The organism is Xanthomonas sp. NCPPB 3174 (assembly GCF_056725205.1).
Window position 1 is genome coordinate 1,301,597 of record NZ_CM161517.1, and the last position, 19,510, is coordinate 1,321,106.

Genomic DNA, 19,510 nt, shown 5'->3' on the forward strand with positions numbered 1-19,510 from the left:
GCGCGGACCGGCTCAGCCGGCGCCGCGCGCGAACGGCACCACCTTGCCGTCGCTGCCGCCGGCGCGGCCGCTGTCGATCCGGAACACCGCAACCGCTGCAGCCAGCCCGCCAGCCTGTTCCTCCATGCTGCGCGCGGCGGCGGTGGCTTCCTCGACCAGGGCGGCGTTGCGCTGGGTCACCTCGTCCAGTTGCGCCACGGTGCGGTTGACCTGTTCGATGCCGCTGGACTGCTCGCCGCTGGCGGCGCTGATTTCGCCGATCAGGCCGGTGACACGCTGCACAGAACCGACGATCTCGTGCATGGTGGCACCGGCGCGGTTGACCAGTTCGGCGCCTTCGCCGACGGTGCGTGTGGAGGCCTCGATCAGCTCCTTGATCTCCTTGGCCGCATCGGCCGAGCGCTGCGCCAGCGAGCGCACTTCCGAGGCGACCACGGCGAACCCGCGGCCCTGTTCGCCGGCGCGCGCGGCTTCGACCGCCGCGTTGAGCGCCAGGATGTTGGTCTGGAAAGCGATGCCGTCGATCACCCCGATGATCTCGCCGATGCGCTGCGAAGACGTGCTGATCGCGCGCATCGTCGCCACCACGTCGTCCATCACCTTGCCGCCGGAACGGGCGACCTCGCCGGTGTTCTGCACCAGGCCATTGGCCTGCTGGGCGTTGTCGGCGTTCTGCTTCACCGCCGAGGTCAACTCTTCCATCGAGCTGGCGGTCTCCTCCAGGCTCGCCGCCTGCTGCTCGGTGCGGTCGGACAGGTCGGTGTTGCCCGCGGCGATCTCCGAGGCGGCGCGGCGGATCGTTTCGGCCGAGTCCTGGATGCCGACGATGATCTCGGTGAGCTTGGCGACGGTGCGATTGGTGTCCTCGCGCAACCGCGCGAACACGCCCTGCGCCTGGCCATCGACGCGGTGGGTGAGGTCGCCTTCGGCCAGTGCCGCCAGCGCCCCGGCCAGTTGCGCCAGGTTGCTCTCCACTCCATCGGCGATGCGGTTGACGCCCTCGGCCAGCGACTTGAGGACGCCGTCCATCGCCGCGGTCTCGATGCGCTGGCTGAAATCGCCGTGCGCGGCGGCTTCGATCACCGTGGCCAGCGCTTGTTCTGCGTTGACCTGCGCGGTCACTTCCTCCCATTGCGCGATGGTGCCCAGGCGGCGGCCGTCGGCGCCGTCGATCGGGCTGTACACGAAATCGATCTGGCGGCCGAAGAACGGCGCGCGCACGCGCTTGGAGCCGGTCAGTGCGCGCATGCGGTCGATCGCCGCCTGGCTGTCCGGATAGATATCGCCGATGCTGCCGCCGACGAACTGTTCGGCGCGGAATTCCGGGCGGAAGCGCTGCACGTCCGATTCGATGGTCTTCAACATCTGCAGCAGCTTGCGGTTGGCGAAATGCACGCGGCCATCGTCGTCGGCGATGCGCACCATGGTGTCCAGGTCGTCCAGCGCCTGGATCACGAAGCGGCCATGCTGCAGCTCTGCTTCGGTCTGCGCCTGGCGCGCGGCCAGCGCCTGTTGTGCGTGCTGCAGCGCGCGCAGCAGGGCGACTTCGTCCGCGTCGCCGGCCAGTTCCACCCGTTGCGCGAAGCGGCCTTCGCCCAGCGCCTGCAGCGCCTGCGTGGCCTGCTCCAGGGCGCGCGGTGCGCTGCGCCTGCCGAGCCAGGCCAGCGCCGCGGCCACCGCCACGGCGATCAGCAGGGCCGGCAGCAAACGCGGTAGCGCCGATCCGGTTGCACCGACCGTGCGGCCGACGTGCAGCGCATAGCCGGCCAGCGCCAGCAGGAGCAGCGCATGGAAAAGGGCCAGCAGCGTCGAACGGGAGCGCAGCCACGAGGCTGTGGTGGAGCGGGGAACGGCGGATGGCGAGGGCATGGTCTGCACCGGCTGGGAAACAACGGGCATCGCCGCGAGGGCGAGGCGGTCGCGCGGGGGCTTATCCAGTATCGGCGCATCACCACGCTGGCTTGATCGCCTGCACCTGCCGTTCGTCGGAAACTTTACATGGCCTGAACGCCCATGGAGGTCTGCACGGGGAGTTCTGACGTGCTGCATCGCAGCAGGGCAAGCGGCGGAGGCCCCTGTGGTGGGCGCTGGGGCGCTCCGCGGTCTTCCTGGCTGGCGCCCATCGCCGCCGCCGGCCACCCGCCATGGCCGCAGGCGGCCGGTGGCGGGTGGTGCGCGGTGGCGGTTACTTCGCCGGCGCCGCCGCGTCCGGCAAGGTCCAGGCGATCACGCTGTCGCCGGTCTTGGTGTCCATGCGGTCGTGGCCGCCGATCGCAGCGACGATGTACTGCTTGCCGCCGACGGTGTAGCTCAGCGGCGCGGCCTGCGGGCCGGCCGGCACGCGCACTTCCCACAGCAGCTTGCCGGTCTGGGTGTCGTAGCCGCGCAGGAAGTTGTCCAGCGCCGCACCGATGAAGGTTACGCCGCCGGCGGTGGCCAGCGAGCCGCTGTTGTTGGGCGTGCCCAGTTCGAACTTCATCTTCGACGGGATGCCCATCGGGCCCTGGTCGTAGCCGGTGCCCAGCGGACGCCGCCAGATCACCTGCTGGGTGCGCAGGTCCACGCCGGAGATGTAGCCCCACGGCGGCGCCACGCACGGCGTGTTGAGCGGCGACATCCACGGTTCCTTGCGCGCGCCGTAGGGCAGGCCTTCCTGGGCCATGTAACCGGGCGTCCTGCTCTTGCCGTTGAACACCGACACCACGCCCAGCGACTGCATTTCCTGCCGCGGGTACACGTGTTCGGTGTAGGGCAGGCGATTGCTGTTCATCACCATGATGCCGCGCTGCAGGTCCACCGACACGCCGCCCCAGTTGATGCCGCCGTGGTTGCCGGTGAAGGCCAGCGAGCCGCCCAGGCTGGGCGGGGTGAACATGCCTTCGTAGCGCAGCCGCTTGAACTGGATGCGGCAAACCAGTTGGTCGAACGGGGTGATGCCCCAGGCGTCGGATTCGACCAGGGTCTCGTACTCGTGGCTGGGCGCGCCGACGGTGTTGGGCATGCCCGGGGACACCGGTTGGGTCCTGGCGGTCCAGTCGCCGTGGTCGGTGCCCTGCGGCACCGGCTTCTGCTCCACCGGCATGATCGGTGCGCCGGTTTCGCGGTCGAGCACGAACACCTGGCCGGACTTGGTGGCCTGGATCACCGCCGGGCGGGTGCCGCCGCCGGGCACCGGGAAATCCACCAGGTTCGGCTGCGGGCCGATGTCGTAATCCCACAGATCGTGATTGACCGTGCGGAAATGCCAGCGTTCCTTGCCGGTGGCCGCATCCAGCGCGACCAGCGAGGCGGTGTACTCCTCTTCCTGCGGCGTACGTTGCTTGCCGAAGAAGTCGCCGGAGGCGTTGCCGGTGGGCAGGTAGACCAGGCCCAACTGGTCGTCGGCGGCCATCAGCGACCACACGTTCGGGGTGGAGCGGGTGTAGGTCTGGCCGGCCGGCGGGGCCGCAGCGATCGCCGGGTTGCCCAGGTCCCAGGCCCAGCGCAGTTGCCCGCTGACCGCGTCGAAGGCGCGCACCACGCCGGACGGCGCATCGCGCTCCTGGCCGTCGCGGACCTGGCCGGTGGGCTGGATCACCACGCCGCGCATCACCACCGGCGGCGAGGTCGGGCCGACGTAGCCGGGCTTGGTGTTGCCGGTGTCCTTGTTCAGATCAACATAGCCATGCGTGCCGAAGCTCTCGCACAGTTTGCCGGTCAGGGCGTCGAGCGCGCCCAGGCGGCCGTCGACCATCGGCCAGAAGATGCGCTTGGCGCATTCGGCGACCGGCGTGGTGGCCTCGAAGTACGACACACCGCGGCAGGTGGTGGCGGCGACGCCGGCCATGGCCTTGGGATCGGTGTGCGGATCGAAGCGCCAGCGCTCCTTGCCGGTGGTGGCCTCCACGGCGATCACCTTCTGCGTGGGCGTGCAGATGTAGACCAGGTCGCCGACCTTCAGCGGGGTGTTCTGGAACGCGTAGCCGAGCTTGGAGCCGGCCGGCTTGAGGTCGCCGGTGTGGAATTCCCAGGCGATCTTCAGATCCTTGACGTTGTCCGGGGTGATCTGCGCACCCGGGCTGTAGTGGTTGGACAGGTTGGAGCCGGCGTAGGCGGTCCAGTTGCCGGCGTCGTGGTTGCCGGCGACGTTGCCGTCGGGGCTGTCCACCGTGGCGCGGCTGAAGGCGGTCTGCGGGCGCTGCGCGGCCAGGCTGGGGTCGGCCAGTTCCACCGTGCGCGGGAACAGCAGTGGCACGAACACCAGCGCCGCGCCGAGCACCGGCAGCACGCCGGCGACCAGCAGGTAGCCGATGCCGGAGACGGGCGCCAAACGCCAACGTGCGACCTTCCAGAACGGCAACAGCAAAAGGCCGAGCACCGAGATCATCGCCAGGCGCGGGATCAGTGCCCAGCCGTCGAGGCCGACCTCGGCCAGGGCCCAGGCGATGGTCGCGGCGAGGGTGACGCCGAACAGCCACAGGCCGACGCTGCGGCCCAGTGCGAGCAGCAGGCCGGATACAGCCAGCGCCACGCCGGCGAGCAGGTAGTACCAGGAACCGCCGACGGCAACGAGTTGCCCGCCCATGACGGCGAGCGCGACGCCGATCGCGGCGATGAGGACGGCATAGCCGGCGAACAGCCAGCGGCCGGCATTCGGTGGGGAAGAAACGGTCATGAGCGGAACATCCGACGAGGATCCCTGCGCGTGGCGCGAACGGCGGCGGTGCAGGCGATCGTGGGGGGAGAGGCGGGAGCGGGGCCGCAAGCGCGGCGTGCATCGCGAAGCAGCGGCCGCGCTGCGGTGGTCTGGCAAGCAGAGAAACCGGCGCGGCGCGTGATGGCTATTTTAGGCGACGCAGGTGGTCGGGCCGTGACGGAACACGGAACACTGCGTCATGCCGTGCCATGGCGGGCGCCGCATGGCGTGCAAGGTCGGATCGCGCGGCGCGCAGGCGATGCGCGCCGCGTCACGTCGCGCGACGCGCGCGCTGCCGCTAGCGCACGCTCTCCAGCGCCTGCAGATAGCGCTGGCGCCACGCATTGATGTCGTGCTTGCGCAGGTGATCCATCATCGCCTGCCAGCGTTCGATGCGCTTGGGCTTGGGCAGCGATGCGCCGGTGGCGATGGCATCGGCCACGCCGTCCAGGTCGTGCGGATTGACCAGCAGCGCTTCCTTCAGTTCGTCGGCGGCGCCGGCCAGCAGCGACAGCACCAGCACGCCGGGATTCTCCGGGTCCTGCGCGGCCACGTATTCCTTGGCCACCAGGTTCATGCCGTCGCGCAGCGGCGTCACCAGGCCGACCTGCGCGGCGCGGTAGAAACCGGTGAGCGTGGCGTGGGTGAAGTTGCGGTTGACGTAGCGCAGCGGGGTCCAGTCCGGCTCGGCATGGCCGCCGTTGATGTGCCCGGCGATCTGCTCGAGCTGGTTGCGCAGCTGCTTGTACTCGGTGACGTCGCCGCGCGAGACCGGCGCGATCTGCAGATAGGTGAGGCTGCCGCGCTGGTCCGCATGCCGCTCCAGGTAGCGCTCGAAGCCGAGGAAGCGTTCCGGCAGGCCCTTGGAGTAGTCCAGGCGGTCCACGCCGATCGCCAGTTGGCGATCGCGCAGGCTGCTGCGCAGATCGCGCACCGCCGGCTTGGACATCGCCGCGCGCGCCTGCTGCGCGATCAATTCGGTGTCGATGCCGATCGGGAACATGGCCGCGCGGAACCGGCGCCCGCCCGGCGCTTCCAGCACGCCGTCCTTGATCACCTTGCCGCCGCCGAACAGGCGCACGTAGGCCTGGAAGCGGTCGACGTCGCGGCGGGTCTGGAAGCCGATCAGGTCGTAGGCATAGAAGCCGGAGAACAGCCGCGCGTGGTCCGGCAGCGCCTGGATCAGGTCGGCCGAGGGGAACGGCACGTGCAGGAAGAAGCCGATACGGCAGCCGATGCCGCGCTCGCGCAGCAGCGAGGCCAGCGGAATCAGGTGGTAGTCGTGGATCCACACCGTGTCGTCCTCGCGCAGCATCGGCGCGAGCTTGTCGGCGAACATGGCGTTGACCCGGCGATAGCCCTCGCGCGTGGCGCGGTCGTAGTCGACCAGGTCCAGGCGGAAGTGCAGCAGCGGCCACAGCGTGCGATTGGCGAAGCCGTTGTAGTACGCGTCCAGGTCGGCGCGATTCAGATCCATGGTGACGAAGCGGATATCGCCCTGGGTCTGTTCGTGCATCGCGCCGCTGTCGCCGCGCACGGTCTTGCCGCTCCAGCCGAACCAGACGCCGCCGCGCTCCTTCAGCGCCGCCAGCAAGCCCACCGCCAGGCCGCCGGCGCGGTTCTCGCCGGGCAAGGCCACACGGTTGGATACCACCACCAATCTGCTCATGATGCCTCCTGCCAACTGCGCGACAAGCGCATGGCGGCGATGATCAGGCCGACATGCGAATAGGTCTGCGGGAAATTGCCCCAGGCTTCGCCGTTGTCGAAGGCCAGATCCTCCGACAGCAGGCCCAGGTGATTGCGCCGGGCGAGGATGCGCTCGAACAGCTCGCGCGCCTCCTCCTTGCGGCCGATCGCGGCCAGGGCGTCGATGTACCAGAACGTGCAGATGGTGAAGCTGGTCTCCGGTTCGCCGAAATCGTCCGGCGCCACGTAGCGGTACAGCGCATCGCCATGCTTGAGATCGCGGCCGATCGCCTCGACGGTGGCGATGAAACGCGGATCGTCCGGGGCGATGAACCCGATGTCGGCCAGCAACAGCAACGAGGCGTCCAGCCGGTGGCCATTGAAGGTGTCGGTGAAGTGCCCCAGCTCCGTGCTCCAGGCCTCGGCGAGCACGCGCGCGTGGATGCGGTCGGCGCGCTCGCGCCAGTACAGCACGCGGTCTTCCAGGCCCAGCCGCGCGGCGATCTTGGCCAGCCGGTCGCAGGCGGCCCAGCACATCGCGCTGGTGTAGGTATGCACCTCGGCGCGGCCGCGGAATTCCCACAGGCCGGCGTCGGGCACGTCATGCAGTTCGAACGCGCGCTCGCCCAGCGGTTCCAGGCGCAGGAACGTGTGCGTGTCGCCGGGATCCTTCAGGCGCAGATCGAAGAACAACTGCGTGGAGGCGAGCACCACGCTGCCGTACACGTCGTGCTGCTTCTGGATCCAGGCCAGGTTGCCGCGCCGCACCGGGCCCATGCCGCGGTAGCCGGCCAGCGATTCGACCTCGTGTTCCTCCAGCGCCGCCTCGAAGCCGATGCCGTACAGCGGCTGCAGGCTGCCGTCGGTGGTGGCGATGTTGAAGATGTAGCCGAGGAACTGCTCCATGGTGCGGGTGGCGCCGAGCCGGTTCAGCGCGCGCACCACGAAGGCGGCATCGCGCAGCCAGCAGTAGCGGTAGTCCCAGTTGCGCGGGGTGTCCGGCGCTTCCGGAATGGAGGTGGTCATCGCCGCGATGATCGCGCCGCTGTCTTCGTACTGGCACAGCTTCAGGGTGATCGCGCTGCGGATCACCGCGTCCTGCCAGTCCAGCGGCACCGACAGGTAGCGCACCCACTCGCGCCAGTATTCCTCGGTGCGTTCCTGCGCTTCCTGGATGTAGCCGGTCAGCGAGCGGGTCAGCGACTCGTCCACGCCCAGCATCAGGTTGACCGGATGGTTGAGCACGAACGGCAGTTCTTCGCGGATGAAGCGCACCGGCACGTCGGTGGTCAGGCGCAGGGTGAAATCCGGCAGCAGCCAGCGCACGTGGTTGCTGCCCCAGGTGCTCTCCGGCTGTCGCGCGCCCCAGTCGGCCAGCGGCCGCGCACGCACGCGGATGCGCGGGTTGCCGGCCAGCGGCCGTACCTGGCGGATGATGCTCACCGGCCGGTAGAAGCGGCCGTGGTTGCGCCAGCGCGGCGCGAAGTCGATCACCTCCACCGCGCCGCCGTGGGCGTCGCGCAACACCGTGCGCAGGATCGCGGTGTTGGCCAGGTAGTGCTGGTCGCTGTCGACGAAGTCTTCCAGCTCGATGCTGAAATCGCCGCCGGGATGCGCGCGCGGGGACAGCAGCGCGCAGAACGCCGGGTCGCCGTCGAAGGCCGGCAGGCAGCTCCACACCACGCTGGCCCGTTTGTCGATCAGGGCGCCGAAGCTGCCGTTGCCGATGACGCCGAGGTCGAGATTGGGGGAACTCATGGAGCGGACGGGTCCTTGTGCGGAAACAGTGGGGGAAAGGGCCACGGGGCGCGGACGGACGGGCGTTGCGGCGGCCTCATCCGGCGTTATCGCGCAGCCAGGCGTGTACGCCGCGTGGATCGGGCAGCGCATAGGTGGCGACGCTGTCGGCGCGGCTGCCGACCAGCACGCTCCAGCCACCGGCCTGGTTGGCCGCGGCGAAGCCGAATTCGTCGGTGAGATCGTCGCCGACGAACACCGGGCGGCGCCCGCGGAACGGCGGCTGCTGCAGCAGCGTGGTCAGCGCCACGCCCTTGTCGCTTCCTTCGGGCACGAACTCGACCACGTGGTCGCCGGGCTGCAGGCGGTAGCCGGGCAGGTCGCCGAGCTGTTCGCTGGCGAACGCCAGGACCGCCTCCGCGGCGCTCGGCGCGGCCCGCCAATGCAGGGCCATGCTGGCGCCCTTGTCTTCGACCAGCACGCCCGGATGCGCCTGGCGCAAATGTGCGGCGCGCGCATGCAGCGCATGGAGAAAGTCGGAGGTATCGGCGGGCATCGCCGCCTGCGCGTCGGCGTCGCTGCGCAGCTCGTGGCCGTGCAGCCCGGCGGCGGGCAGTCGCAGCGGCGCGAACAAGGCGTCCAGCTGCGTCAGCGGACGTCCGCTGACCAGCGCCACCGCGCCACTGAGGCGCTGGTGCAGGCGGTCGATCGCCTCACGCACCTCGGGCAGCAACTGCACCTGGTCGGGGCGTTCGGCAAAGGCGATGAGGGTGCCGTCCACGTCCAGGAACAATGCGCAGGCATCGTCCAGACGCGGCGGCGGCGGTCGGAGGGGGAGCGCGTCTGCCATTCCGCCATGATGAACGGGGTGGCGTTAGCGTCAGGTGGATTGGGGCGGGAATTCGGGAGTGGGGATTGGGGATTCGTAAAAGCGGGCGTCCAGCGGCTGCGGCTGTCTGCAGATGACGGGATTGGAGATTCGGGATTCGGGATCGGGTGGCGCTTCACGAGTGCCGACGCACCGCTTTTGCGAATCCCCAATCCCCACTCCCGAATCCCCGCCCTCTGCAGATGCCGGGATTGGGGAATGGAGATTCGGGATTGGGTAGCGCTCCACGAGTGCCGACGCACCGCTTCTACGAATCCCCAATCCCGACTCCCGAATCCCGGCCCTCTGCAGATGCCGGGATTGGGGAATGGAGATTCGGGATTGGGTAGCGCTCCACGAGTGCCGACGCACCGCTTCTACGAATCCCGAATCCCGGCTCCCCAATCCCGGCTGTTTTTGCGAATCCCCAATCCCGAATCCCCAATCCCGGCCCCTCCGTCAGAAGGTGTACCGCACCCGCCCATAGTAGTAAGCGCCATTGCTGCCGATCGGCGAGAGCACGTCGTAGGGCAGGTTGCCGAAGTAGGCGATGTCCGGCTTGGAGCGGTCGGCGTAGGCGTCGGTGAGGTTCTGTCCGCCCACCGCCACGCTCCACTGCGGGGTGAGGTGGTATTCGACCTCGGCGTCGAGTTGCCACTTGGCGCTGTAGGTCTGCTCCGGGGCGAAGCCGCCGCCGAAGTCGAACACGCGGGTGGCGCTGCCGTAGCGGGTGACGCGGGTCTGCAGCGACCAACGTGCGTCGCTCCAGTTTGCCGCTAGTTGCGCGCGGGTGCGCGGCGTCGCCTCGGTCAGGGTGTTGCGCTCTTCCACGCCGAACAGCACGTAGTCCGGATTCAGCGCCAGCAACTGCGCCGGCGTGGCCACCACGTTCTCCAGCTCGGTCTTGGCGTAGCTCCAGGTGCCGGTCAGCTGCAGTTGGCCCTGGCCCAGCGCCTGCCGCCAGTTGCTGACCAGTTCGGCGCCGCGGGTGCGGGTGTCGGCGGCGTTGACGAAGAAGCTGGCGCTCTGCAGGCCGGTGATGCCGAAGCGCTGCGCGACGAAGTCGGTCAGGGCGTCGCCGTCGATGCTTTCCGACAGCGCGATGCGCTTGTCGATGTCGATCTGGAACAGGTCCAGCGACAGGTCGAAGTGGCTGCCGACGCGGCTGGTGAAGCCCAGGCTGTAGTTGCGCGACTTCTCCGGCTGCAGCGTGCGCGCGCCCAGCGCCTGCGCGATCGGGTTGTCGACCGAGAGCAGGCGGCCCTGCAGCAGCTGGCCGTTGGCGTTGTAGCCGGTGGAGCTGGCTTCGTAGCCGATCTGGCTCAGCGACGGCGCGCGGAAGTTGTTGGAGATCGCGCCGCGCAGGGCGAACGCCGGGACGAACTCGTAGCGCGCGGCCAGCTTGCCGGTCAGTTCGCCGCCGAAGTCCTGGTAGTGCTCGTAGCGCGCGGCCAGGTCGGTGGAGAGCTTGTCGCCGAACTGGCTGGACACGCTGGCGTAGAGGCTGGCGACGTTGCGCGACAGGTCGGCCGCGTCCTGCGGGGTCAGGCCGCCGCCGGCCTGGGCGCCGGTGGGCCGATCGGTGTAGGGGCCGGCGGCGTAGCTGGCCGGGTCGCCCGGACGGGTGCGGTAGTGCTCGCGGCGCAGTTCCACGCCGGTGCCCACGGTGTGGGTGGCGCCGGCGGCGTCGAAGCTGCGGCTCAGGTCGAGGTTGGCCACGCCTTGCTCGAACGCGTAGTCGCCGGTCTTGAAGCGGGTCGGGCTGCCCGGGCCCAGCGAGGCGTTGAGCGAGTGCTTGAGTCGGTAGGTGAAGTCGTTGCGGCCGTAGTCGAGGCTGGCGTCGTAGGCCCATTCGCCCCACTGACCGCGCGCGCCGAGCACCGCCTGCAGATCGCGGTTCTCGCCCAGCGACACCGGGCGGTAGCCCTGCGGATACACCTGGGTCCAGTTGGCGGCGCCGTCGGGGTAGCGGAAGTAGTTGTCGCCCTGGGTGTCGCGCTGGTTGTAGGTGCCGAAGGCGTAGACCTCACTGCTCTGGCCGAACGGCAGCTTGCCGTTGAGCCAGGCGTTGAGGTCCTTGCTGGCGCCGTCGCCGAGCGCGTAGTTGCGCTTGCCGGCCAGGGCCAGGTTGGCCGGGGTCTGTTCCTCGAACGAGGGGATCTGGTCGAAGCCGGCGCGGTTGGTGGCTTCGTGGTTCTTCAGTTCCAGGCCGACCTTGAAGAAGCCGCCGTCCTCGCCAAGGCGAGTGCCGACCTTGCCGCTGGCATAGCCGGTCTGGCCGTCGGTGAGGGTGCGGTGGATCGGCTTGACGTCGGTGTGGTTGGCGCCGTAGCTGGCCTCCAGCGCACCGCTGTCCGGGTCGTCGTCGAGGATCACGTTGATCACCCCGGCCACCGCGTCGGAGCCGTACTGCGCACCGGCGCCGTCGCGCAGCACCTCGATGCGCTTGATCGCGCTGATCGGGATGGCGTTGAAGTCCACCGGCGTGGTGCCTTTGCCGATCTTGCTGTCGGTGTTGACCAGCGCCGAGGTGTGGCGGCGCTTGCCGTTGACCAGCACCAGCACCTGGTCGGGCGAGAGCCCGCGCAGCTGCGCGGCGCGCACGTGGTCGGCGCCGCCGGAGTTGGACTGGCGCGGGAAATTGAAGGAGGGCAGCAGCGCCTGCAGCGCGCTGCCGAGTTCGCCGTTGACCACGCCGGCCTTGCGGATGTCCTCGGCGCTGAGCACGTCCACCGGGGCGGTGGATTCGAGCACGGTACGGCCGCTGGCGCGGGTGCCTGTGACGATCACCGTGTCCAGATTGGTCGTGGTGGCCGGGGCGGCGTCCTGGGCGAAGGCGGGGGCCGCCAGGGCCAGGGCGATGGCAAGGCTCAACGGCCTGACGAACGGGGACGACATGGGGGCTCTCTCCTGAAACGATGACCATCAAGACCGGCCGCGCCGGCCATGGCGGCGACTGGGGTCGGTAAAGGTTGCTGCATCCATCCGGATGAAGCGATATATTAGCTCGACGTTAAGGCGATGTGCGAGCCGCGTGTTCGGTGCGCTCGGGCATGAGCTCATGCCCGGCGGTTATCCGGCCCGGTCCGCACCTGGCCTACGATCGTGTGTTGCCTGCCCCTTCCGACCGAGACCTTGCCGATGCTGCTGCGTGCCCCGTTGATCGCCGTTCTCCTGGCCCTGAGCGCTTGCGCCAGCGTCGCCCCGTCTGCGCCCACCGCGCCGAGCAAGGTCAGCGCGACCATGCAGGGCGATGCGGCGCGGCCGGCGCAGGCCAGCGGCTGGGTGCGCAGCGAGCTGTATTTCGGCGTGGGCGAGGAGAGCGGCCCGGCCGACCGCCCGCAGGCCGAGCCGATCAGCGAGGCGCGCTGGCGCGCGTTCCTGGACAAGGAAGTGACGCCGCGCTTTCCCGATGGCCTGACCGTGTTCGATGCCTACGGCCAGTGGCTGTTCCGCGGCGCCAAGGAGCCGAACCGACTCAACACCAAGGTGCTGGTGATCCTGCACGAGGACACCCCGCAGCGCCGCGCCGACATCGAGGCCATCCGGCTGGCGTGGAAGCAGGCCACCGGGCACCAGTCGGTGCTGTGGGCGCGGCAGGCGGTGGAGGTGTCGTTTTGACGGCGGGGATTGGGGAGTGGGGATGACCAGCCGTTCGGCTGTGGAAAGCCGGGATTCGCAAAGGCGGGGTGCTGCGGTGACGGTGGGGGCGTTTGTGATCCGGCCGGGGGAGTTGGACGATCCGGCCGTGCGCGCGCTGCTGGAGTACCACCTGCAGCAGATGCACGCGCAATCGCCCCCGGGCAGTGTGTATGCGCTGGATCTGTCCGGTCTGCGGCGCGCCGACGTGCGCCTGTGGAGCGTGTGGCGCGACGACGCGCTGGCCGCGGTCGGTGCGCTGCGCGTGCTGGACGATGGCGGTGGCGAGCTGAAGTCGATGCGCACGCATCCGGCGTTCCTGCGCCAGGGCGCGGCCGCGGCGCTGCTCGACCACCTGATCGCGCTCGCCCGCGCCGAAGGCCTGCAACGGCTGAGCCTGGAGACCGGCAGCGGCGCGGCGTTCGCGCCGGCGCTGGCCCTGTATCGCCGGCGCGGCTTCCGCGACGGGCCGGCGTTCGGCGATTACGTGCCCAGCGCGTTCAACCAGTTCCTGCATCTGCCGCTGTCGCCCTAGCGGCGCGCCGCCGCCGGAAAACGGCATCCTGCGCGTGCACCGATCCGTCGGTGCCGCTTGCCCTTACCATCCCTCGACTCCCCACGCCGCCACTGCCCGCATGTCCAGTCCCGCTCCCGTTTCGCCGCGTCCGCGCTGGTTCGTCGCCGGCGACCTCAACGGCTTCTTCGGCCTGGTGGTCGACAACCTGTCGATCCTCGGCTTCATCACCCTGGCCCTGGTCGGTCTGTTCCAGTTCCCCGCCGAAGTCATCTACACCCGGATGATTCCCGGCACCGCCTTTGGCGTGCTGGTCGGCAACCTGCTCTACACCTGGATGGCGCGGCGGCTGGCCGCGCGCAGCGGGCGCAGCGACGTCACCGCGATGCCGCTGGGCCTGGATGCGCCGACCAGCATCGGCATGGCCCTGCTGGTGCTCGGCCCGGCGTTCGTGCGCTACAAGCAGCAGGGCCTGGATCCGCAGGCCGCGGCGCTGGCCACCTGGCACCTGGGCATGGCGTCGCTGGTGGTGATGGGCGCGCTGAAGACCGTGCTGTCGTTCTTCGGCGATGCGGTCACCCGCGCCTTGCCGCGCGCCGCGCTGCTCGGCTCCATCGCCGGCATCGCCATCGTGCTGATGGGCTTCCTGCCGCTGCTGGAGACGCTGCGCACGCCGCTGGTCGGGTTGGTGGTGCTGGGCCTGCTGCTGTACGTGCTGATCGCCAAGGGGCGGCTGCCGTGGCGCCTGCCCGGGGTACCCGTGGCGCTGGCATTGGGTACCGGCCTGTACTACTGGGCCAATGCGGCGGGAATCGGCATTCCCGGTCACCAGGCGCCGCAGTGGATCGCGCCCCAGCTGGTGCTGCCGTGGCCGAGCCTGGGCTTCGTCGCCGGCCTGGCCGACACGGTGCCGCTGCTGCCGCTGCTGCTGCCGTTCGGCCTGCTGATGGTGGTGGGCGGCATCAACGTCAGCGAGAGCGCGCGTGCCGCCGGCGACGACTACCGCACCCGCGACATCCTGCTGGTCGAGGCCGGCGCGACCCTGATCGCCGGCGTCTGCGGCGGCGTCGCCCAGACCACGCCGTACATCGGCCAGCCGGCCTACAAGCACATGGGCGCGCGCAGCGGCTACACCCTGCTCACCGGCCTGTTCATCGGCCTGGGCGGCATGCTCGGGCTGGTCGCCGGCCTGGTGCAGTGGCTGCCGATGGCGGTGCTGGCGCCGATCATCGTCTACGTCGCCATCGACATCACCACCCAGGCCTTCCAGGCCACGCCCAAGCGCCACGCCGGGGCCATGGTGCTGGGGTTCCTGCCGTCGGTGGCGTACCTGCTGGCGATCAAGGCGCCGGGCTGGATCGCCCCGGAGCAACTGGCCAAACTCACCACCACCCTCGACGGCCACGGCCTGCCGGAGCTGGCGGTGATCCTGACCCTGGGCAACGGCTTCATCATCACCGCGATGCTGTGGATCGCCGCGGTGGCGGCGATGGTCGACGGCCGCCTGCGTCGCGCCGCGGCGTTCCTGCTGGTGGCGGCCGGGCTGACCCTGTTCGGGCTGATCCATTCGGTGGATCCGCGCGGCGGCCTGTACTTGCCGTGGACGCTGAGCGGCGTGCCCAAGCTGATCGCCTGGCAGTTCGTCGGCGGCTACCTGGTGCTGGCCGCCTTGCTCGGCCTGCTGTCGTTGCAGAAACCGCGGGCGGTGCTGGTGGAGTGAGCGGCGCGATGGTGCGCCGACCATGGCGACATGGCATGGGGACGATGCGTCGAGGCTGAACGCCAGCCGTCGCACGCTGGAACCGGCGCGCATCGCGGCGGTCACACCTCCATTGTCCGATGGAGATGTGCATCCCATGCAGTCGCGTCCTTCGTTCTGGCCGTGGATCCTGGTCGCCGTGCTGGTGGCCGCTGCTGCGGCATGGTTGTTCCGCGACAACATCGCCACATTGTGGCCGGCCGCCGCGCCGGCACCTGCCGCAGTCGCGCCAGCGCCCGCCGCGGCTCCGCCTGTCGCGCCGACCGCGCCGGCGCCGGCGGCAACACCTCCGCCGATCCAGCACCCGATCGATGCCGCGGCCGCGGCCGATGCGGCGATTCCGGCGCTGGCCGCCAGCGACGATGCGGCTTGGTCGGCACTGAGCGCGCTGGCCGGCGGCGACGCACCGCTGGCGCTGCTGGTGCGCGACCACCTGATCCAGCGCCTGGTGACCATGGTCGACAACCTGACCCAGCGCCGCGTCACTGCCCGCTCCCTGGCGCTCAAGCAGGTGCCGGGTGACCTGCAGGTGAGCACCGATGCCAGCGGCGCCAGCGTCATCGCCGACACCAATGCCCAGCGTTATGTGCCCTACGTGGAGGCATTCACCCGCGCCGATCCGGGCACGGCGGTGGCGGCCTATCGGCGCTTCTATCCGTTGTTCCAGCAGGCCTACGTGGAACTGGGCTATCCGCAGGGCTACTTCAACGATCGGCTGGTGCAGGTGATCGACCACCTGCTGCAGACCCCGACGCCGACCGCGCCGCTCGCGGTGGAGATGGATCCGGTGCGCGGCAAGTACCGCTTCGTGGATCCGGCGCTGGAGTCGCTGTCGATCGGCCAGAAGGCGCTGCTGCGCATGGGCCCGACCCAGGCCGCCGCGGTGAAGGCGCAATTGCGTGCGGTGCGCGTGGAATTGACGCGGACCTGAGCCGCACGCGAGGCGCGTGCCGCGTCACGCGGGCACGGGCTTTGGGTTCTCGTAGGAGCGGCTTCAGCCGCGACGGGCGTTACCGGGAAATGCCCATCGCGGCTGAAGCCGCTCCTACAACCGCGATGCCGTCATCTGCCAGCCCGCCGGGTGACAGCGGTCTTGCGGTAAATGAAGGCCGTCGGCCCACTCAGCCATCCAGCTCCGGGTAATGCCGGAAGATGCCGTTCTCGTTGAACGGCAGGCGCCGCGGCGAGGCCAGGTAGGCGGCGATGGCCGGGCGCTCGCACACGCGCTGCTGCAGCGCGCGCAGCCGCGGCAGCTTCGGCGACAGTTTCTTCATTGCCTGCGGAAACGCGTAGTCCAGTCCGCTCATCAACTGGAACAGCGACAGATCCACATAGGAATGCTCGCGCAGGACGTGGCGACCGCCGCCCTGGTCCAGCACCTGTTCGAAATAGCCCAGGAACTTCGGCAACCGCTGCTTGCGCAGGTCTTCGGCGCGCCGCCGCGCTTCGGCCTGCTGGTCTTCGTAGTACAGCCCGCTGGCGATGGGGTGGTGGCTGTCGTGGACCTCGGCGACCAGGTCGGCGATGGTCAACTGCAATTGCAGCGCCTGCAGCCGCCGCGATTCGCTGTCCGGCACCAGGCCCAGCGGCGGGCCGAGGTAGTGCAGGATGTTGGCGACCTGGGCGATCACCAAGCGGCCGGCCTTGAGGAACGGCGGCGCGAACGGGCGCGCGCCGGCATGGGCGCCATCGAGGAAGGGCTGCATCGCTGCGTCGCCTTGCTCGCGCGCCACGTCGCGGTAGCCGGCACCGGCATCCTCCAGCGCCAGCCGCACGAACTCGCCGCGGCCCTGGATTCCGGTCCAGTAGTAGAGCTCGTAGTGCATGGCGTGCCTTTGCGTGGGAACGATAGCGCCGAGGGTAGCGCCCTTGCGGGGAGCGGCGTGTGACTGGCCGGTGCCAAAGTGCGGCCAACGGCACACCGGGTCGCGTTGCTCCTGCGTAGCGTATACAGACGCCGCCGGCGGTCTTGAAACAGGGGCGGACAGCCGCATTTTGCTGGCATGCCGGCGTGGCCGGCCCTTTCATTCAGAGGACTTCCCGATGCGGATGGACAAGCTCACCTCGCGCTTCCAGCAGGCCCTGGCCGACGCGCAGTCGCTGGCCGTGGGCCGCGACCACACCATCATCGAGCCGGTGCACGTGTTCGTCGCGCTGCTCGACCAGGCCGGCGGCAGCACCCGGCCGTTGCTGGCGCAGGCCGGCGTCAACGTGCCGGTGCTGCGCGAACGCCTGGGCGAGGCGCTGGACAAGCTGCCCAAGGTCAGCGGCCAGCCCGGTAACCTGTCGATGGGCAACGACCTCAGCCGCCTGCTAAACCAGACCGACAAGCTGGCGCAGCAGCACAACGACCAGTTCATCGCCAGCGAGTGGTTCGTGCTGGCCGCCGCAGACGATGCGGGTGCGCTGGGCCTGGCGCTGCGCGCGGCCGGTGCCGACAAGAAGAAGCTCGAGGCCGCCATCGACAAGCTGCGCGGCGGCGAGACCGTGCAGTCGGAGAACGCCGAGGAACAGCGCCAGGCGCTGGAGAAGTACACCATCGACCTCACCGCGCGCGCCGAGAGCGGCAAGCTGGACCCGGTGATCGGCCGCGACGAGGAGATCCGCCGCACCGTGCAGGTGCTGCAGCGGCGCACCAAGAACAACCCGGTGCTGATCGGCGAGCCCGGCGTCGGCAAGACCGCGATCGTCGAGGGCCTGGCCCAACGCATCGTCAATGGCGAAGTGCCGGAAGGCCTGCGTGGCAAGCGCGTGCTGTCGCTGGACATGGGCGCGCTGATCGCCGGTGCCAAGTTCCGCGGCGAGTTCGAGGAGCGGCTCAAGGGCGTGCTCAACGACCTGGCCAAGAACGAAGGCCAGATCATCCTGTTCATCGACGAACTGCACACCATGGTCGGCGCCGGCAAGGCCGATGGCGCCATGGACGCGGGCAACATGCTCAAGCCGGCGCTGGCGCGTGGCGAACTGCACTGCATCGGCGCCACCACCCTGGACGAGTACCGCAAGTACATCGAGAAGGATGCGGCGCTGGAGCGGCGCTTCCAGAAGGTGTTCGTCGGCGAGCCGACGGTGGAGGACACCATCGCCATCCTGCGCGGGCTCAAGGAGCGCTACGCGGTGCACCACGGCGTGGAGATCACCGACCCGGCGATCGTCGCCGCGGCCACGCTGTCCAACCGCTACATCACCGATCGCCAGTTGCCGGACAAGGCCATCGACCTGATGGACGAGGCGGCCAGCCGCATCCGCATGGAGATCGACTCCAAGCCGGAGGAACTGGATCGCCTGGAGCGGCGGCTGATCCAACTCAAGATCCAGCGCGAGATGCTGAAGAAGGAGAAGGACGAGGCCTCGCGGCAGCGCCTGGCCGATTTGGAAAGCGACATCGACAAGCTCGAGCGCGAGTTCTCCGACCTGGACGAAGTGTGGAAGTCGGAGAAGGCGGCGCTGCAGGGCGCGACCAAGATCAAGGAACAGATCGAGCAGGCCCGCGTGGAACTGGAGGCCGCGCAGCGGCGCCAGGACTACGCCAAGATGAGCGAGATCCAGTACGGCTTGCTGCCGAACCTGGAGAAGCAGCTGGCCGCGGCCAACGAAGCCGAACAGCACGACTTCAAGCTGGTGCAGGACCGCGTCACCGCCGAGGAAATCGCCGAGGTGGTGTCGCGCTGGACCGGTATCCCGGTCAACAAGATGCTCGAGGGCGAGCGCGACAAGCTGCTGCGCATGGAGGACGAACTGCACCAGCGGGTGGTCGGTCAGGAAGAAGCGATCAAGGTGGTGTCCGATGCGGTGCGCCGCTCGCGCGCCGGCCTGTCCGATCCGAACCGGCCCAGCGGCTCGTTCCTGTTCCTGGGCCCCACCGGCGTCGGCAAGACCGAGCTGTGCAAGGCGCTGGCCGAGTTCCTGTTCGACAGCAGCGACGCGATGATCCGCATCGACATGAGCGAGTTCATGGAGAAGCACTCGGTAGCGCGGCTGATCGGCGCGCCTCCGGGTTACGTGGGTTATGAAGAAGGCGGCTACCTCACCGAGGCGGTGCGGCGCCGGCCGTATTCGCTGATCCTGCTCGACGAGGTCGAGAAGGCGCACAGCGACGTGTTCAACATCCTGCTGCAGGTGCTCGACGACGGCCGCCTCACCGATGGCCAGGGACGCACCGTGGACTTCCGCAACACCGTCATCGTGATGACCTCCAACCTGGGCTCGCACCAGATCCAGGAACTGAGCGGCGACGGCAGCGCCGAGGCCTACACGCAGATGAAGGCGGCGGTGATGGGCGTGGTGCAGGCGCACTTCCGCCCGGAGTTCATCAACCGCCTGGACGACATCGTGGTGTTCCACCCGCTGGACAAGGCGCAGATCAAGTCGATCGCGCGCATCCAGCTGCACGGCCTGGAGAAGCGCCTGGCCGAGCGCGGGCTGAAGATCGAACTGGGCGACCGCGCGCTGGAGCTGCTCGGCAACGTCGGCTTCGACCCGGTGTACGGTGCGCGGCCGCTCAAGCGCGCGATCCAGGCGCAACTGGAGAACCCGCTGGCGCAGCAGATCCTGTCCGGGCAGTTCGTCAGCGGCGACACCATCAAGGTCGAGGCCGAGGGCGGCAAGCTGGTGTTCGAGAAGGCGTGA

General features: G+C 69.4%; 12 protein-coding genes. 5 read left to right on the plus strand and 7 right to left on the minus strand.

Annotated features, from left to right (window positions below; translation table 11 throughout):
• Window positions 1-12 precede the first annotated feature (12 nt).
• The 6 genes from AC1PK7_RS05870 to AC1PK7_RS05895 all read right to left on the minus strand — a co-directional run bounded on the left by AC1PK7_RS05870 (window position 13) and on the right by AC1PK7_RS05895 (window position 11,867).
• Window positions 13-1,899: a methyl-accepting chemotaxis protein gene (locus AC1PK7_RS05870; protein ID WP_481100158.1), complete on the minus strand. Its 1,887-nt coding sequence runs from the start codon at window positions 1,897-1,899 to the stop codon at window positions 13-15.
• 286 nt (window positions 1,900-2,185) lie between these two features.
• The gene (locus AC1PK7_RS05875; RefSeq protein WP_481100844.1) at window positions 2,186-4,618 is read right to left on the minus strand and encodes a membrane-bound PQQ-dependent dehydrogenase, glucose/quinate/shikimate family; all 2,433 of its coding nucleotides are present in this window, start codon (window positions 4,616-4,618) and stop codon (window positions 2,186-2,188) included.
• Window positions 4,619-4,973: 355 nt separating this feature from the next.
• Window positions 4,974-6,344, minus strand: a complete 1,371-nt coding sequence (gene otsA / locus AC1PK7_RS05880; protein WP_019802024.1) for an alpha,alpha-trehalose-phosphate synthase (UDP-forming) — start codon at window positions 6,342-6,344, stop codon at window positions 4,974-4,976.
• Window positions 6,341-8,122: a glycoside hydrolase family 15 protein gene (locus AC1PK7_RS05885; protein ID WP_481100159.1), complete on the minus strand. Its 1,782-nt coding sequence runs from the start codon at window positions 8,120-8,122 to the stop codon at window positions 6,341-6,343. Before AC1PK7_RS05885 ends, otsA begins: the two co-directional genes overlap by 4 nt.
• A 76-nt stretch (window positions 8,123-8,198) precedes the next feature.
• A complete protein-coding gene (otsB, locus tag AC1PK7_RS05890; protein WP_481100160.1) occupies window positions 8,199-8,951 on the minus strand; it encodes a trehalose-phosphatase in 753 nt (250 codons plus the stop codon).
• Between the two features lie 477 nt (window positions 8,952-9,428).
• Entirely contained in the window at window positions 9,429-11,867 is a 2,439-nt protein-coding gene (locus tag AC1PK7_RS05895; protein ID WP_010344367.1) for a TonB-dependent receptor plug domain-containing protein, read from the minus strand.
• A 243-nt stretch (window positions 11,868-12,110) separates the two neighbouring features.
• Between AC1PK7_RS05895 and AC1PK7_RS05900 the strand changes: the two genes are divergently transcribed.
• The 4 genes from AC1PK7_RS05900 (at window position 12,111) to AC1PK7_RS05915 (ending at window position 15,812) form a co-directional block, all read left to right on the plus strand.
• Window positions 12,111-12,590, plus strand: coding sequence for a DUF3574 domain-containing protein (locus AC1PK7_RS05900; RefSeq protein ID WP_481100161.1), 480 nt, complete (start codon window positions 12,111-12,113; stop codon window positions 12,588-12,590).
• Window positions 12,591-12,717: 127 nt separating this feature from the next.
• On the plus strand, window positions 12,718-13,143 hold the full coding sequence (locus AC1PK7_RS05905; RefSeq protein WP_481100162.1) for a GNAT family N-acetyltransferase: 426 nt from the start codon (window positions 12,718-12,720) through the stop codon (window positions 13,141-13,143).
• Window positions 13,144-13,243: 100 nt separating this feature from the next.
• Window positions 13,244-14,842 (plus strand): hypothetical protein, encoded by a 1,599-nt coding sequence (locus AC1PK7_RS05910; protein ID WP_481100163.1) that lies wholly within the window; start codon window positions 13,244-13,246, stop codon window positions 14,840-14,842.
• A gap of 136 nt (window positions 14,843-14,978) precedes the next feature.
• Window positions 14,979-15,812: a DUF3014 domain-containing protein gene (locus AC1PK7_RS05915; protein ID WP_481100164.1), complete on the plus strand. Its 834-nt coding sequence runs from the start codon at window positions 14,979-14,981 to the stop codon at window positions 15,810-15,812.
• Window positions 15,813-16,002: 190 nt separating this feature from the next.
• Here AC1PK7_RS05915 and AC1PK7_RS05920 read toward each other — a convergent pair whose 3' ends face one another.
• Entirely contained in the window at window positions 16,003-16,707 is a 705-nt protein-coding gene (locus tag AC1PK7_RS05920; protein ID WP_481100165.1) for a glutathione S-transferase, read from the minus strand.
• A gap of 217 nt (window positions 16,708-16,924) precedes the next feature.
• On the opposite strand from AC1PK7_RS05920, the gene clpB reads away from it, so the two are divergent.
• Window positions 16,925-19,510 carry an ATP-dependent chaperone ClpB gene (clpB, locus tag AC1PK7_RS05925; RefSeq protein ID WP_481100166.1) on the plus strand — a complete coding sequence of 862 codons (2,586 nt, stop codon included), beginning with the start codon at window positions 16,925-16,927 and terminating at the stop codon, window positions 19,508-19,510.

What these genes read in the sequence shown, in the direction of transcription:
- AC1PK7_RS05870 (WP_481100158.1), bottom strand. Translation starts at nt 1,899, where the DNA reads ATGCCCGTTGTTTCCCAGCCGGTGCAGACCATGCCCTCGCCATCCGCC.
- otsA (WP_019802024.1), bottom strand. Translation starts at nt 6,344, where the DNA reads ATGAGCAGATTGGTGGTGGTATCCAACCGTGTGGCCTTGCCCGGCGAG.
- AC1PK7_RS05885 (WP_481100159.1), bottom strand. Translation starts at nt 8,122, where the DNA reads ATGAGTTCCCCCAATCTCGACCTCGGCGTCATCGGCAACGGCAGCTTC.
- otsB (WP_481100160.1), bottom strand. Translation starts at nt 8,951, where the DNA reads ATGGCAGACGCGCTCCCCCTCCGACCGCCGCCGCCGCGTCTGGACGAT.
- AC1PK7_RS05895 (WP_010344367.1), bottom strand. Translation starts at nt 11,867, where the DNA reads ATGTCGTCCCCGTTCGTCAGGCCGTTGAGCCTTGCCATCGCCCTGGCC.
- AC1PK7_RS05900 (WP_481100161.1), top strand. Translation starts at nt 12,111, where the DNA reads ATGCTGCTGCGTGCCCCGTTGATCGCCGTTCTCCTGGCCCTGAGCGCT.
- AC1PK7_RS05910 (WP_481100163.1), top strand. Translation starts at nt 13,244, where the DNA reads ATGTCCAGTCCCGCTCCCGTTTCGCCGCGTCCGCGCTGGTTCGTCGCC.
- AC1PK7_RS05915 (WP_481100164.1), top strand. Translation starts at nt 14,979, where the DNA reads ATGCAGTCGCGTCCTTCGTTCTGGCCGTGGATCCTGGTCGCCGTGCTG.
- AC1PK7_RS05920 (WP_481100165.1), bottom strand. Translation starts at nt 16,707, where the DNA reads ATGCACTACGAGCTCTACTACTGGACCGGAATCCAGGGCCGCGGCGAG.
- clpB (WP_481100166.1), top strand. Translation starts at nt 16,925, where the DNA reads ATGCGGATGGACAAGCTCACCTCGCGCTTCCAGCAGGCCCTGGCCGAC.